Annotated in this window: 2 protein-coding genes; both read right to left on the reverse strand. The window is 73.7% G+C overall.

Annotated features, from left to right (window positions below; genetic code table 11):
- A partial coding sequence (locus FOE67_RS30695; RefSeq protein ID WP_369075300.1) for an AAA family ATPase occupies window positions 1-265 on the reverse strand: 265 nt, incomplete at its 3' end.
- Window positions 148-1,407 carry an adenosylmethionine--8-amino-7-oxononanoate transaminase gene (locus FOE67_RS25565; RefSeq protein ID WP_182667189.1) on the reverse strand — a complete coding sequence of 420 codons (1,260 nt, stop codon included), beginning with the start codon at window positions 1,405-1,407 and terminating at the stop codon, window positions 148-150. The genes FOE67_RS30695 and FOE67_RS25565, both read right to left, overlap by 118 nt.
- Window positions 1,408-1,469: the final 62 nt, after the last annotated feature.

Here is a 1,469-nt window from a genome sequence, read left to right on the forward strand (position 1 = left end):
GCTCCCCGGCACCCACCCCCGTCTGGGCCGGTTTCACCACCGTCACCCGTTGCCCCGCCGCGCACCAGGCGGCGGCCAGCGCGGCGGTGACCACCGTCTTGCCCACGCCCGTCCCCGTACCGGTCACCACCCAACGACGCGCCCCGCTCACGACCGGGCTCCTTCCGCCACCGCCCGCATCGCCGTGGTGATCGCCGCGATCTCGTCCGTCGTGCACGGGTAGGGCGGCATGGCGTACACCAGATTGCGGAAGGGACGCAGCCACACCCCGTGTTCCGTCGCGATCCGGCGGGCGACCGTCATGTCGATGCCGCCCTCCACCTCGATCACGCCGATGCCCCCGAGCACCCGGACATCCCGGATCCCCGGGCCCCCGGCCGCCGGTTCCAGGCCCGTTCGCAGCCCTTCCTCCAGGCGGGCGACATCCGCCCGCCACCCCCCGTCGAGCACCAACCCCACCGAGGCCAGCGCCACCGCACAGGCCAGCGGGTTGCCCATGAAGGTGGGGCCGTGCGCGAGCACCGGAACCTCCCCCTCCGCGATGCCGCGTGCCACGGCCGGTGTGCACAGGGTGGCGGCCAGGGTCAGGTACCCGCCGGTGAGCGCCTTGCCCACACACATCACGTCCGGGGCCACGCCCGCGTGGTCGGCGGCGAAGAGTTCCCCCGTCCGGCCGAAGCCGGTGGCGATCTCGTCGAAGACCAGCAGCAGGTCGTGCCGATCGCAGGCCTCCCGCAGCACCCGGAGGTACCCGGGGTGATGGAACCTCATCCCGCCCGCGCCCTGCACCACCGGTTCGACGACCACCGCCGCGACCCCGTCGGCGTGCCGCCCGATCTCCTCGGCCAGCATGCGGGCGTATCCCTCGTCCCATGCGGCGGGTGGCGCGTCCACGAAGACCTGCCGGGGCAGCGCCCCCGACCACAGGTGGTGCATTCCGCCCTCGGGATCGCACACCGACATCGGGTGCCAGGTGTCCCCGTGGTAACCGCCCCGCCAGGTCAGCAGGCGGCGCTTCCCCGGCCGCCCCCGGGAGACGTGGTACTGCAGACACATTTTGAGTGCCACCTCCACCGACACCGACCCCGAGTCGGCCAGGAAGACGTGGCGCAGCGGCTCGGGGGTGATCCGGGCCAGCAGAGCCGCCAGACGCACCGCCGGCTCGTGGGTCAGACCGCCGAACATCACGTGGCTCATCCGGTCCACCTGCCGGTGCGCCGCCCGGTCCAACACGGGATGGCGGTAGCCGTGGATCGCCGACCACCAGGAGGACATCCCGTCGATCAGTTCCGTGTCGTCCGCCAACCGCAGCCGCACCCCCCGGGCGGAGGTCACCGGCAGCGGCGGCACGGTGCCGGGCATCGGGGCATAGGGGTGCCACACGTGCTCGCGGTCCAGGGCCAGCAGGTCATCGACGGACGGTTCGTCCGGAGCCGGGCCGGGGGCGGCCCCCCGGGCGGGCTCGGGGG

This window comes from Streptomyces calidiresistens, assembly GCF_014141525.1.
GTDB classification, from domain to species: domain Bacteria; phylum Actinomycetota; class Actinomycetes; order Streptomycetales; family Streptomycetaceae; genus Streptomyces; species Streptomyces calidiresistens.